Annotated in this window: 13 protein-coding genes; 7 read left to right on the top strand and 6 right to left on the bottom strand. The window is 45.0% G+C overall.

The genetic code is table 11. The annotated features are described in order from the left end of the window. Positions 1 to 104 precede the first annotated feature (104 nt). Together MZ182_RS17020 and lgt are read left to right on the top strand one after the other, a co-directional pair. Positions 105 to 587, top strand: coding sequence for a cupin domain-containing protein (locus MZ182_RS17020; protein WP_011919941.1), 483 nt, complete (start codon positions 105 to 107; stop codon positions 585 to 587). A 162-nt stretch (positions 588 to 749) separates the two neighbouring features. After that, on the top strand, positions 750 to 1529 hold the full coding sequence (gene lgt / locus MZ182_RS17015) for a prolipoprotein diacylglyceryl transferase (protein WP_011788133.1): 780 nt from the start codon (positions 750 to 752) through the stop codon (positions 1527 to 1529). A 99-nt stretch (positions 1530 to 1628) separates the two neighbouring features. On the opposite strand, the gene MZ182_RS17010 is transcribed toward lgt, so the two are convergent. Beyond that, positions 1629 to 2546: an alpha/beta hydrolase gene (locus MZ182_RS17010; RefSeq protein ID WP_248066629.1), complete on the bottom strand. Its 918-nt coding sequence runs from the start codon at positions 2544 to 2546 to the stop codon at positions 1629 to 1631. Between the two features lie 384 nt (positions 2547 to 2930). On the opposite strand from MZ182_RS17010, the gene MZ182_RS17005 reads away from it, so the two are divergent. After that, positions 2931 to 4292: an MATE family efflux transporter gene (locus tag MZ182_RS17005; RefSeq protein ID WP_025007542.1), complete on the top strand. Its 1362-nt coding sequence runs from the start codon at positions 2931 to 2933 to the stop codon at positions 4290 to 4292. A gap of 27 nt (positions 4293 to 4319) precedes the next feature. Here MZ182_RS17005 and MZ182_RS17000 read toward each other — a convergent pair whose 3' ends face one another. Both MZ182_RS17000 and MZ182_RS16995 read right to left on the bottom strand, forming a co-directional pair. Continuing rightward, the gene (locus tag MZ182_RS17000) at positions 4320 to 4925 is read right to left on the bottom strand and encodes a DUF4274 domain-containing protein (protein ID WP_248066631.1); all 606 of its coding nucleotides are present in this window, start codon (positions 4923 to 4925) and stop codon (positions 4320 to 4322) included. Between the two features lie 100 nt (positions 4926 to 5025). Further along, entirely contained in the window at positions 5026 to 5451 is a 426-nt protein-coding gene (locus tag MZ182_RS16995) for an HPP family protein (RefSeq protein WP_025007544.1), read from the bottom strand. A gap of 273 nt (positions 5452 to 5724) precedes the next feature. On the opposite strand from MZ182_RS16995, the gene MZ182_RS16990 reads away from it, so the two are divergent. The 4 genes from MZ182_RS16990 to MZ182_RS16975 all read left to right on the top strand — a co-directional run bounded on the left by MZ182_RS16990 (position 5725) and on the right by MZ182_RS16975 (position 10563). After that, positions 5725 to 7488, top strand: coding sequence for an alkaline phosphatase D family protein (locus tag MZ182_RS16990; protein ID WP_248066634.1), 1764 nt, complete (start codon positions 5725 to 5727; stop codon positions 7486 to 7488). 286 nt (positions 7489 to 7774) lie between these two features. Further along, a complete protein-coding gene (locus MZ182_RS16985) occupies positions 7775 to 8341 on the top strand; it encodes a phosphoribosyltransferase (protein ID WP_011788139.1) in 567 nt (188 codons plus the stop codon). Between the two features lie 328 nt (positions 8342 to 8669). Beyond that, on the top strand, positions 8670 to 8972 hold the full coding sequence (locus MZ182_RS16980) for a DUF3622 domain-containing protein (protein WP_011788140.1): 303 nt from the start codon (positions 8670 to 8672) through the stop codon (positions 8970 to 8972). A 400-nt stretch (positions 8973 to 9372) separates the two neighbouring features. After that, complete coding sequence (locus MZ182_RS16975) at positions 9373 to 10563, top strand: DUF3103 domain-containing protein (RefSeq protein ID WP_248066637.1); 1191 nt, start codon at positions 9373 to 9375, stop codon at positions 10561 to 10563. A 95-nt stretch (positions 10564 to 10658) separates the two neighbouring features. Here the strand turns inward: MZ182_RS16975 and azu are convergent, their stop codons facing one another. The 3 genes from azu to rihA form a co-directional block, all read right to left on the bottom strand. Further along, the gene (gene azu, locus MZ182_RS16970) at positions 10659 to 11135 is read right to left on the bottom strand and encodes an azurin (protein WP_014611302.1); all 477 of its coding nucleotides are present in this window, start codon (positions 11133 to 11135) and stop codon (positions 10659 to 10661) included. A 170-nt stretch (positions 11136 to 11305) separates the two neighbouring features. Continuing rightward, entirely contained in the window at positions 11306 to 12217 is a 912-nt protein-coding gene (rbsK, locus tag MZ182_RS16965; protein ID WP_248066639.1) for a ribokinase, read from the bottom strand. A gap of 19 nt (positions 12218 to 12236) precedes the next feature. After that, positions 12237 to 13193 carry a pyrimidine-specific ribonucleoside hydrolase RihA gene (rihA, locus tag MZ182_RS16960; RefSeq protein ID WP_011788144.1) on the bottom strand — a complete coding sequence of 319 codons (957 nt, stop codon included), beginning with the start codon at positions 13191 to 13193 and terminating at the stop codon, positions 12237 to 12239. Positions 13194 to 13228 lie beyond the last annotated feature (35 nt).

The following is a 13228-nucleotide window of genomic DNA, read 5'->3' as shown; positions in this document are numbered from 1 at the left end:
AATGGTTATTATTTGATGTGGATCGTGTTTTTAACATCTTTTTAAAACACGTATAAACGAGATGATAAAAATTTGATTAGGATCTTTTTTCAGAGGTATTGAGTATGCAGACCGCAGATGAATTTATTGAACATTTAGCACTAGAGCAGCACATTGAAGGTGGATATTACCGCTCATCCTACCGTTCTGATATGCCGTTTGATGACAATCGTGCACTATGGAGCAGCATTTATTTTCTACTGCGAACGGGGGAAGTGTCGCATTTTCATCGCCTCACGGCTGACGAGATGTGGTATTTCCATGCGGGGCAATCATTGACGATTTATATGATTTCTCCCGATGGCGAATTAACGACCGCGCAATTAGGGCTCGATTTAGCGGCGGGTGAGCGCCCACAGTTTTTAGTGCCTAAGGGCTGTATTTTTGGTTCAGCCATGAATCAAGCGGGATTTTCACTGGTGGGTTGTATGGTGTCCCCTGGGTTTACCTTCGAAGATTTCGAGTTATTTAGCCAAGAAACATTGTTAGCGCAATATCCGCAGCATAGAGATATTATTCTGCGACTGAGTAGAAGTGAGCACTGTTAAAGTTTAATTGTTAACATGACCTAGGTTGTTGGGCATAAAACAACCTTATTGTGCTGGATATTCCAATAATGGCGTAATAGGACTTGTCTATTAGTGTTTAACCACGTAAAACAAGTTTTTTTAGCCTACCTCGATGTAGCAAGTGTGATGGAGTAATTGAATTTGGAACACTTAGTGTGGGGGCCAGATCCTGTATTAATCTCGTTTATGGGAGTCAAAATACATTGGTATGGTGTCTTGTTTGCTGTGGCGATCACTGCGGGTTTTCAGGTGATGAAGCGAATGTATATCAAGGAACATCTCGATCTCGAATCCCTTGATAATCTGCTGATTTATTGTGTGGTTGGTATTGTTGTTGGCGCGCGCTTAGCCCATTGTATTTTTTACGATCCCGCATACTACTTCTCCCATCCATTGAAGATTTTGGCGATTTGGGAAGGTGGGCTTGCCAGCCATGGTGGGGGACTTGGGGCAATATTGGCCTTATATTATTACCAACGTAAGGTGAAGCTGCCCTTCCTCTTTTTATTGGATAGGCTGGCGATTGCGACTGCCATTTTTGGCTTTTTTGTGCGTATGGCGAACTTTGCCAACTCAGAAATTTTAGGTGAACCCACGACTCTGCCTTGGGCCATTATTTTTAACCGTGTTGACATGTTGCCAAGGCACCCGGCGCAGCTCTATGAGGCTTTTGCTTATTTAGCTATCTTTATTGGTTTGTATGCTTTGTATCAATATACGCAGATTAAACAAAGGCATGGGGCAATATTTGGCTTATTTTTGGTTTTGGTATTTAGTGCAAGAATAGGCATAGAATCAATTAAAGTGAGCCAAGCGGCTTACACAGAAACACTGCTCAGTGCGGGACAACTGCTTAGCTTACCTTTTTTAGCTGTGGGTATCGTCTTGCTGCTATTGGCGTATCGAAAGCCGCGGACATAAGTCCTAATACCATTGGGATAAGAATAAGGCTTTCTATTTGAATAGGAAGCCTTTTTTATTTATACCAATCGTATTAAACCTAAGCCATTAAAGAGATCGCTAGGATGTTTTCACAATATTGACTACCTGCACCATGGCATCCCGAGCGGAGCGGCTCACTCCTGCGAGTTGGAAGAAGCCGTGGATCACCCCAAGATAACGGCGGCAATGGGCATTTACGCCAGCCTCTAATAGATGTCTAAATAGCTGCTCCCCCTCATCGACAAGCGGATCAAACTCAGCGGTGATGATATGGGTTTCGGGTAAGCCTGCTAAGTCATCGCGGCGCAGTGGACTGGCTTCAACGTCGGTTCTAGGGTGCCAATCGAGGTACATATCAAATCCCGTGAGCAAGGTATCGCGGGTGATAATGTATTTTTCGCCATTATCACTATAACTCTGGCTTTTGGCAGTCGCATCGAGCATAGGATAAATAAGTACTTGTTTTTGTGGCAACCATTGCCCTTTGGCTTTTAAACGCAGGCAAGTGACTAAGGCTAAATGGCTGCCCGCGCTGTCGCCCATTAGGGTGATATTGTTTTTATCGCCACCCCATTGTGAACAATGTTGATAGATAACCTCGGCGGCATGGAAGGCATCGTCGTGGGCGGCGGGGTAAACGTGTTCAGGAGCGAGGCGATAATGAACGGCAATGACCAATGCTCCTGCATCATTGGCGAGTTTTCGCAGTTGCTGATTATGGGTTTCAACACCGCCGCTGACAAAGCAGCCACCATGGTAGTAAATCACTACAGGTAAATTGGTTGCCGCCGAAGGCTTAAATAAGGTGAGTTCTGCGCCATCGATTGAAACTGAGCGAACCTCAAATACCTCTTCAGGTTCACCTGCCAGTACCGTACTGGCAATATAACCTTGGCGACGTTCTGCTATTGTTTGGGCCCGCACCGATGGACAACCTGCTGCAATAAATTCGCCGACTAATTGTTTAATTCCTTCTTCCAAATAGAGTTGGCTCATTTTGTTCTCCTAAAATTCGATTGTATTACTGCGCCGTACCGCTGCGGTAAATTGCGTCGCTTGCGGGAGTTTATCCCTCGTATCATACAAATGGTAGTGACCTTGTCAGACCTTATAAAAAATAAATGGTAATAAAATTACCATTACAATTGACTGTTAGTGTTAATGCGCTTAAATTTCCGCCTAAATCCGGCTGTCAGTCTGGTTTTAACTGAATAACGCTTGTTTTGTGAAATTAATTTTCAAAAAAGTAACATTAAAGTGTTATTTATGGATTAGTGACGCATGTGGTCGTTCTCGGTTATTTTGGGGATTGGCGACATAAGCGGTAAAACTGAACAAAAACTCTCTTACGATTTCATTCTCCATTTAGTAGGCATTTCTGTGGCAAAAGCACCCAAAACATTGCAGCAGCGCATGAGTATCGTGGCGCTGACTTGGCCTATTTTTATCGAGACCTTGCTGCAATCCTTGCTTGGAATAAGTGACATTTTTATGCTCAGCAACTATTCCGATAATGCGGTTGCCGCGGTGGGACTCACCACTCAGTTGATGTTTTTTATGATGGTGATGTCCATGATGGTGAGCACGGGCGCGAGCATTTTGATTAGTCAACACAATGGTGCGGGACAACCGCAGCAGGCGATTGATATTGGTGTTGCAAGCATTGCTTTGAGTCTCGGCTTAGCCGTGGTGATGGGCGCCTCAATGTTTTTAGGTGCTAAGAGCATTATCGGTTTATTCGCCCTTGAGCATGAAGTTGCAGGCTTTGGATACGATTATTTAGTCATTTGCGGCAGCTTGAGCATAGGGCTAGTGATGAACATTGCCTTCGCCGCTATTTTGCGTAGTTATGGCTTTACCCGCTCGGCCATGTTAGTCACCTCGAGCACGGGCTTGATGAATGTGTTAGGCAATTATATTGCCCTGTATTCTCCCTTTGGTTTGCCTGTATACGGGGTAACAGGGGTGGCGATTTCTACTGTGACCAGCCAGATTATCGGTGCCTTTATTATGCTGATGGTGATCCGGCATAAGCAAATCCCGCTGCCGCTGCAACGACTTAAGCTCTTACCGCGCAGCACTTATTGGCGCGTGATGCGCATTGGCCTGCTTAATGCGGGTGAGATGCTGTCTTACAATATGGCGCAAATGACGATTATCTACTTTATTAGTCAGATGGGCACTTTATCGCTCACGGCTTATACCTATGGTTTGAACATTAGCCGTTTTATCTATTGTTTTGCAGTCGCACTCGGGCAGGCGACGCAAATCCAGACTGGATATTATGTGGGTAAACAATGGTTCGATGAAATCACCACTCGGGTGCAGCGTTACTGTTTGGTGGGTTTTATTGCTTCATTGACCATAGTATTGCTCTTCTACTGGCAGCGATTCGTTATTGTCGGCTGGTTGAGTGAAAACGAAGAAGTTATCCAACTAACAGCGTTATTGCTCGCAGGTTCCATCGCCCTTGAAACCGGACGAGTGTTTAATCTGGTGATTATCTCGGCCTTAAAGGGCGCTGGTGATGTGGCATTTCCCGTGCGGATTGGTCTCTTTAGTATGTGGGGCATTGGCGTGTTATTGGCTTGGTTCTTTGGCTTGCATTTAGGTTATGGCGTGTTGGCTGCTTGGCTTGCCGTTGCGGCAGATGAGTGGGTGCGTGGATTGATTATGGTGCAGCGTTGGCGCTCGGGTCGCTGGCAGCGTTTTACGCGTATTCCGCCAGTAACCCCAGCTTAACCTGTTCTGATATCAAAAGGTCAACGCTTATTGTTTGCCCCATTTACCCGATTTCAGCAGTTCATTTTTAAATTGTAGATACCTTGGGTGCCCTTCATAGGTTTCGATTTCCATAGTGCTATAAGGGGCAAAAATAGCCCCTGGAATTTGGAATCCTCTAGTAAGAACGTCTTCTAATGAAGGCATAAAACATTCTTTAATCGGGTCAAAATGGATTTTATAACTGGCATAGCCGCGCTCAATAAATCTATCGGTTATGGTTTTGAATAGCTGTCCAAAAGGTGTATTGAGCGTCTCTGGCGTGGAGTAATAAAAGCCTTGTCCGTACCAGTAGAGTAATAAGGCGGTACCTGCATCACACAGTGGATGTTCGATAATCGCCCTGACTATGTCGGGATCATCGTCATCCCAATTCAAGTTGGCCGCGACAAAATGCACTTCCTCCATACTTTGTAAGTCACTGATACAGGTGATTTGTGTCGCCGCTTTGCCAAAGTAGGTACTGTCTTGATGTAAAAAGTCGTAATCGGGATCGGCGAGTAATTTGGCGAGTTGTTGTTGATTGGCAAAACAGCCAAATTCTGCGCATTCATAGGAGCGAATAAATTGTTCTTGTGAGAGTAATTTAGCCAAGGGAATCCTTTCTTTTTATAGAAAATACAGTTTATAAAAAAATACAACGCCAGCCTTTACGTAGTAAAAGGCTGGCATAGAAGAAAAGGAGCGTAAAACGTTACGCTTGCTGTTGCAGCAGGGTACGGCACAGCTTAATAAAGTCCGATGAAGTGACTATACCGAGCACTTTTTTATCGGCATCGACGACGGGCAGGCAACCAAGTTTGTTCTCGATAAAATACTCCACCACAACGGTTAAAGGCTCATCGGCAGTTAAGTGCTGGAATTCTTTTTCCATAACAGTGTTAATCGGTGTGTAGCGTTCTTTGCGATCGAGTGCCCCTTGGCCGTATTTATTGAGCATAGACAGCACGCTGGCAATCATTTTTTTGTGGGTGAGTATACCTACAAGGGTGCCATCGGTTTCAGAAATGACGGGCAGATGGCGAACATTACGGGTTTGCATGAGATGATGGGCATCTTTTAGGCTGGCGCCATCGCTAATGCAGATGGTGTTTTGGCTCATAATATCGCTGACTTTCATCATATTAAATTCCTTCCTTGCGGTTCGCGAGCATCTATCTTATGCCCTATAAAACGGGCTGAATTTAGCGTAGTTCGATGTTAGCAGCTTCTTCGCCCACAGTGCTAGTCCTGCATCAATAAAGTAGAACGCCTAGTATAACCATTTGAATTGATAGAGATCCTAAATGGATTATTAGGATGTCACCAATATGTAACAGTTATGTCCCACAATCTTGGCCTCATTAGACCTCATACCTGTAAATGTGAAGCGTAATCTAACAAGGGAATAATAATGAATCGTACCGTGACTCGTCGTGATTTTCTGGCTATGTCGGCCAAAGGTGTTGGCGTTGCTGTTATTTCCTACGGCTTGATGGGCTGTAGTGATAATGATGATAATGCTGTCCCCGCGCAATTTCTTCATGGGGTAGCCAGCGGCGATCCAGCCCATGATGCCGTTATCCTATGGACTCGTGTAACACCCGAGTCACAAGGCGATGTGAAAGTGAGTTGGCAAGTGGCGAGTGATGCGGCGTTTTCACAGTTAGTCACTACGGGGGAAACGGTGACTAATGCCAGCCGTGATTACACGGTTAAAGTGGATGCCCGTGGTTTACGTGCAGGGCAACACTATTTTTACCGCTTTAAGACGGGGGATAAAACTTCAGCGTTAGGTCAAACCCAAACTTTGCCAGAAGGTGAAGTCAGCTCAGTAAAGTTAGCCGTACTTTCTTGTTCTAATTTCCCTGCGGGTTACTTTAACGTGTATGAGTTAGCGGCGGCGCAGGACGATTTAGCTGCTGTGGTGCACTTAGGGGATTACATTTACGAATATCCTCGCGGTGGTTATGCCAGTGAACATGCGGCAGAATTGGGCCGAGAAGTGCTTCCCGCCAATGAGTTATTGAGCTTAAGCGATTATCGTACCCGTTATGGCCAGTACCGCACCGATGCGAGTTTGCAAAAATTACATGCCAAAGTGCCTTTTATCACGGTATGGGATGACCATGAAGTGGCTAACGATACATGGCGTGATGGCGCAGAGAATCACAACGAAGATGAAGGGGATTTTACTGCTCGTAAAGAAGCGGCATTACAGGCTTATTTTGAGTGGCTGCCCATTCGCCCATGGCGTGAAGGCAACCATGAGGAGATTTACCGCAGCTTTAGTTACGGTAACTTAGTGGATCTACATATGCTCGATACTCGCGTGTTAGCGCGGGATAAACAGCTCGATTATGCTGATTATATGGATGCCACTACAGGCACCTTTGATGGCGAGCGTTTTCTTACGGATGTGACATCGACCTCGCGTACGTTATTAGGTTTGACACAGTTATTATGGTTGCAAGGTACATTATTACAGGCAACGGGTAAGTGGCAGGTGTTAGGTCAGCAAGTGTTAATGGGTAAAATGTCATTACCTGCGGCGATTGCGACTCAGCAGATGAGCATTCCCCAATTTGCTATGTTAGGGGCTTTAGCTAAGTTAGCGGCGCGTGCAGCGGCCAATGATCCCACCTTAACGGCCCAAGAATTACAATATCTCCAAGCCAACCAAGCCTTATTAACCCCAGAAGTGATAGCCCTGCTGCAATTGCCATCGATTCCCTATAACTTGGATGCCTGGGATGGTTATGCCTATGAGCGTGAAGTGATTTTAGGTACGGCTAAATCGAAAAATCTCAACCTAGTGGTGATTGCGGGTGATACCCATAACGCTTGGGCGAGTGAGCTTAAAGATATGAAGGGCGATACTGTTGGTGTGGAGTTTGCGACGAGTTCTGTATCCTCGCCGGGGCTTGAGTATTATTTGAATCTCCCCGCAGAACAGATCCCGGCAACCGAAGCGGCGATTGTCGAGTTAGTGCCAGATCTTAAGTACACCAACTTGAAAGACCGCGGCTTTATGACGCTGACATTCACTCCCGATGCGGTGCGCAGCGATTGGCATTATGTGGACACGATTTTGTCGAAGGATTTCCAACTTGCAACGGCGCGTAGTTACAGTGCGGTGACGAAAGCAGGTGAACACACGATTAATCCTGTAAGTTAATGCCTTGGCGTGTTCTATGTTGGCTACCTTAGGGTGGCCTTTTTTGTTAGTTTCATCCTAAAAATACAAAATAAATGGCTGTTACCGCCCAAGTTCTTATTATTACTGCAGCACTGCGGTTTTTTTTGGTATAAAATTCGCTCCCAAAATTCGGCGGCTGCCTACACTTGCTAGGACTCTTGTGAAGAGAATGCTGTTCTCGTGTTTTGGACGCCGAACAGACCTACTAGGTAAAAGCATTCGCTTTAGCCACCTAAAAATAAATAATCGCGATGGGGACGGTGTCATGTCAGAAAAGTATTTTGTTACCGCACAGCAACTGCTGGAAGATTCATTTTTATTAGCTTCACAAGTGTATGAGAGTGGTTTTCGTCCGCAGTTTATCGTGGGTATATGGCGTGGCGGTGCTCCAATTGGGATTGCAGTTCAAGAGTTTTTCGATTTTAAACAAGTAGAAACTGACCATATCGCCGTGCGTACTTCCTCTTACTATGGTATTGGTACCGACAAGCAAAGCAAAGAAATCAAAGTGCATGGCCTGCATTACATCGTTGAAAATGCAAATGCCAGTGATGGATTATTGATTGTCGATGATGTGTTTGATTCAGGCCGTAGCATCCATGCATTAAAGGAAAAGTTAAGCCAGCTTATGCGCTTAAACATGCCACAGGATATCCGTATTGCTTGCCCTTACTACAAACCGAAAAATACCGCAGTGCCTTTAAAACCAGATTATTATATCCACGCTTCTGAAGATTGGTTGGTGTTCCCCCATGAAGTCACGGGATTAACGCCTGAAGAAATTGCTGAAGGAAAAGGTGATTTAAAGAATATTCAGCACCTTTTTAAATAATTTTAAAATTCATATCAATACAAATGCGTTAGCGGTCGCCGTTAGCGCATTTTGCTTATTTAGGCCAAACTTGCCAAGCTAGTATGTGACTGGATTTGAGAAATGTTAGGCCGCAGAGTTAAATTGACCTTAGTGGTATTGCAAAGCTGAGGTCGTGATGTTCAGTGTCAGAACGATAGATGAATATGTGAAGCTAACATGAATATTTTCACTCGAGCGATCTTTCTAGGCTGAAATCAAGTAAACTGCGCTCCTTTTGTTTTATGATGAGCGTTTGGTTCGCTTGATAAGACAAACGTGACAAGCATCATTTAGGAAACAGAGCAGAATGAGCAAGGGTAAAAAATACGATTTTCGCGTAACACAGGGCGATAATGGTTGGAAAACTGAAATCACACGTCGCATGACATCCACTAAAACCGTAGTGTCTAAAAGTCACGATGGTTTTGCGACCGAAGCCGAAGCACAAGCTTGGGGCTTAACTGAATTACAAGTGTTTTTAGGTACGTTAACTGAGCGCAATAAACGTCGTTCAGAGAAACAAGCTAAAGCAAAATTAGCGGCAGCATTAGCGGCTGAAGCGGCAACTGATGCCGATGATCTTGATGAAGATGATTTCGACGAAGAGTAACACTCATTCGTTTATTTTTGTCTTATCAGCGAGAGTGACCCTAAAAGGGCATTGATGCTCTGGATGAGTCATTCTGGCTATCAACAATAAAAGGCGGATCTTAGGTTCCGTCTTTTGTGTTTTTGTTCTGCGCTAATTTGTTCTGCTCTACATTGAACTGATAGCCTCATTTCACCTCTTTCCTCCTTTTAGTGTGCTCCCGAGTATTTAGCTTGTTCTAGTCTATTCAATATCGATATCGCTATTACCTTGTTTTGATAACACTTCAGCGCGATTACGTATTCTATACCATTAATAATTAACGATAACTATTATCATTTAATTTACTTGGATTCGGGTCTGTGTTCATATGTAGGGAATTCGAACGCACGTTTAACTTTTTAACGGTAAGGAAACTCCTATGAAACGACTTCAATCCAGTTTATTGCTGTGTTTGTCAGTTTGGACCTCCATGAGTTATAGCCAGACCCTAGATACAGAGGCGTTGCGATTGTTACAGGTGTCACTAGACGATTCGACGTTAAATACACAAACTCAGTTAACCAATACGAAAAGAGCTTTAGCATTAGATCTAAGCCATCAATATGCGCAGCTTGAACCTATTTTACAGATGGAAATAAACCAGTATCAGCTAGCAGTGAATGCAGATGCAATCCTATCCCAACATACGCTTAATAGTCAGGTGATGATCAAAGCCGATGCCTCTATCCGCCGGGCGAAAGGGCTAAACTTAAGTGCGCAAGCGGATTCGTTGGTACAAGTGCGTTTGGCAGATGCGACTATGTTAGGGGCTTGGCAGCAAGGAGAATTGCCCTTATTTGCCTTTGAACCTGAGGGAGACGAGCGTCAGTGGGATTATATTGAAGCCTTTGATATTTATGGACAGGTGCATCAGTTAGATGTGTATAACCTGCCGCAGCAGCCAGTGTTTGTGGTTGGTATTGATAGTAAAAAAGCCTTTATTGCTGGATTAAAGGTGATGCGATCTACTTTTGCCGAAGCACAAGTTAAACAAGGTGACAGGGCCTTTTTGAACCGTTCATCAAGTAAAGCGGTCGCCGATAAACCGATTTCAACTACAGTGATCAAGCAGATATCTTTGAAGGATGATCATGAACCTTGGATTTCTGGGGCTGCCGAGATTTATGCCATAGTGACAGGAGTTGACCCGAGTCGCGATAAACCAGTGCTCGATATTGTCGAAATGCCCTATTTAGATTATGCAGATACGACTTATTATCCAAATCAAGTCATTATTCATTGGGAGCGTTATCGCTGGGCTGCTGCGGATGTGATTTTAATGGAGCACGATGATGGCACTAACTATAAAGTGCTGGCGACTAAGTTGTTGGAAGCGGCTGAGCAGATCTTAAAATCGATCCCAGATCCTGAAGCTCAGGGCTATGCACTGATCCCACAAATCACTAATGGTATTCTAAGTGCGATGCCAGATGCGTGGTTTACTAATGACGATGATTTTGTCGACGTATATTACACATTACAAGAAGGGCTGGATTATCCTAACTTGAATGGTGCTAATGGCAATGCGATGACGACTTTTTCCCCGCTTATTATTCAACCTAGGCATTAAAAACTTACGGCTATCCCGTCCTAAGATAGATAAAAGCGGATCCTAAGATCCGCTTTTTTGTAAAGTGAACGCGAGCCTAGCTCAATCTATGCACTTTATGCTTTTAGCTTAAAACTGCCTTGCATAATTGCCCAGTGGCCTGGGAAGCTACAGAAAAATTTGTAATCTTCCGCGGCATCCATTCCTTCTGTACTAAAGGTGATTGAAGTTGATTCACCGCCGCCTACCAATCCAGTGTGTGCTATTACGCGAGTATCATCAGCTTTTACATAGGCTGCATCGGCACCGGCACTCATTCCATCATTAGCGGCACCTGCCATATCAGCGGCTTTTGTTAATACCCAGTTATGGCCCATGGCAGCCTTTGGTAGGGTGCCAGTGTGTGTCAGAGTGAGGGTGACTTCTTTACAACTCGCAGGGACTGACAGTTCTTTTGTGTCAAATTGCATTGCATCAGTGGCAGCAATCTTCAACTCACATTCATTGGCACTCGCTTGACTCGCGACGAATAATCCTAAACCTAAAAGACTCACACTGGTTAGGTTACGTAAAGAGGTGCTCTTTGCTTTCATCTGGTACTTCCTTATTTAAACAAGGGGAAGTTGAGCCGTTTTGGCTCAACCATGCGCTGAAAGAATAGCCAATTTGTATTAAATGGGAATGAATTAGTTTAGTAAATTATGTATATACAACTTTCGACTGAAAGCCGCGCAGTGCGACAATCTGTCGCACAAATGAGTGCCTAGTTAGGGACTTCGTGGCGGTAGGGGATGGCCCTTTGTGCGCCTTGGCGAGTCACCGTTATGGCGCTGGCGGCATTGGCAAATCCCACGGCAGCATCAATCGACATTCCCTCACTTAACCCGACAACTAAAGCACCATTAAAGGTATCACCCGCCGCAACGGTATCAACGGCTTGTACATTGATGGCGGGTACGAGCCCGGTAAAATGAGGACTGCTGATATAAGCACCCTTTGCCCCTAAAGTGATAACCACAATACCTACGCCCTGTTGATGCAGCAATTGTGCGGCGAGATGCGCATCATCGAGGTGATTAATCTCGACGCCAGTCAGTGCCGCGGCTTCGGTTTCATTTGGGGTAATAATATCCACCCACTGAAGATAATTAGGTCCTAATACTTTGGCTGGAGCAGGATTTAATACTGTCGTAACGCCCAGTCTTTTCGCCATTTGTAGCGCTTTCGCTACCGTCGTCAATGGGGTTTCTAACTGGATAAGCAGGTACTGTGCATTCGCAAATAGGGCATAATAATTTTCTAAATCTTCAGGTAACAGATCCGCATTAGCCCCTGCGGCAACGCCAATGGTATTTTCACCGTTGTCACCGATAAAAATCATGGCCGTTCCAGTACTTATATTGGATGTTTGACTGATCCCTTCTGCACTAATGCCGTCTTTTAGCCAGCTTTGGAGCATATCATCGCCGACGCTGTCTTTGCCTAAGCGGCAGATAAAATCAATGTGTGCGCCGGGCTTGGCTAAATGCGCGCAGGCAACCGCTTGATTTGCTCCCTTACCACCGTGTTCAAGACGGTATTCTCGGCTCATCAAGGTTTGTCCTGCGGCGGGTAGGTATTCAAATTTCATCACATGGTCGGCATTGGCACTGCCGATAATGAGTATTTGACTCATAGACGATCCTCTGTCGTTGTTATTTGCGATTGAGATAAGTGGGGTCATAAACACTGACACTTTCTACGAGCAAATCGACAAAACCTTGCCTATCGAGCCCAAATAATACCGTAGCATTGGCGGCTTTACCTGTAAGCTGATAGCGATCAACCACTGTCATGCCTAGGGTCAACTCACTTTGGGTTTCAATACTGACCCAGCAATCTTGCGCTTCAAATAGTTCAGGTTTAAGCAACCAAGCAATAGTGCAGGGATCATGCAGTGGCGCGCCAATAAAGCCCCATTTAGGATCTCTGTGGTAAATCATAAAGAAATCCAATAATTCGGCGACGCACTGAGCAATGGGATTTTGAATCGCGCGAATGCGCTCAATATCTTCATCCATGATCTGCGCCTGATGGGTTACATCGAGCCCACACATGGTAATGGGAATACCTGATTTGAATACAATATCGGCGGCTTCGGGGTCGACAAAAATATTAAACTCGGCGGCTGGGGTCCAATTACCGACACCGGCTGCGCCGCCCATTAGCACTATGCGCTCAATCTTATGGTGTAATTCACTGTGACTAGCCAGCAATAGGGCGATATTTGTCAGCGGCCCTGTGGGAATTAATGTGACAGGTTTTGTACTGTGGCGAATTTGCTGCGCCATTAACTCCACTGCGGTAATGGGTTGAGGGCTAAAACTTGGATTAGGTAATACAGGACCATCGAGTCCTGTTTCCCCGTGAACATTGTCGGCAATAATCAGTTCGCGGGCTAAAGGTTTGATCGCACCACCGGCCACAGGGATATCACCGCGATTTAACAGCGTTAAGATCCGTAAGGCATTATTGAGGGTTTTATCTGGGGTTTGATTGCCTGCGCTAGTTGTGACGGCAAGGGGAACAAGCTCTGGGTGAGCTAAAGCTAATATAAGCGCGATAGCATCGTCATGGCCGGGATCGCAATCCAGAATAATAGGGCGAGTCATACTGTTACTCCTTTAAACAGATACTGTGGTGCATT

It is taken from the genome of Shewanella sp. JNE2, assembly GCF_023159115.1.
GTDB lineage: Bacteria > Pseudomonadota > Gammaproteobacteria > Enterobacterales > Shewanellaceae > Shewanella > Shewanella putrefaciens.
Note: the sequence above shows the minus strand (reverse complement) of the source record. Positions and strands in the feature narration are given on the sequence as shown.